Source organism: Motiliproteus sp. MSK22-1 (assembly GCF_001968815.1).
Taxonomy (GTDB): Bacteria; Pseudomonadota; Gammaproteobacteria; order Pseudomonadales; family Balneatricaceae; genus Motiliproteus.
The window spans coordinates 1-319 of sequence record NZ_MIEQ01000055.1 but is presented as its reverse complement, the minus strand read 5'-3'; the positions used below and the strand labels follow the sequence as shown (position 1 = coordinate 319).

Annotated in this window: 1 protein-coding gene; it reads right to left on the bottom strand. The window is 48.0% G+C overall.

What is annotated here, in order from left to right; genetic code table 11:
* Positions 1–319: transposase (locus BGP75_RS17175; protein ID WP_198939391.1), on the bottom strand; the 319-nt coding region annotated here is incomplete at both ends.

Here is a 319-nt window from a genome sequence, read left to right as displayed (position 1 = left end):
ACTCGAAGATTGTCTAGAATGAGAAACACTTTTCGTCCCGCATCCTTTATCAGACGCTTCATAAACCGTAGTAATACTTTTGCTGTCATGTTCTCTCCATACATCATGAAGCGTACAGCACCTTGGTTGTTAACCGCTGAGATCATATTCGTTGAGAACCGTTTGGCATTGATTTCAACTACCGGCGTTTGCCCCTTTGGTGCGTAACCCCGACTGTGCTGGCAGTCGTTACGTATTCCCGTTTCATCGCCCCAGTAGATCTCCGCTCCTTCCTCGAAAGCTCGCCTTTTGATCTGCGGGTAGGTGTTGTCCAACCACT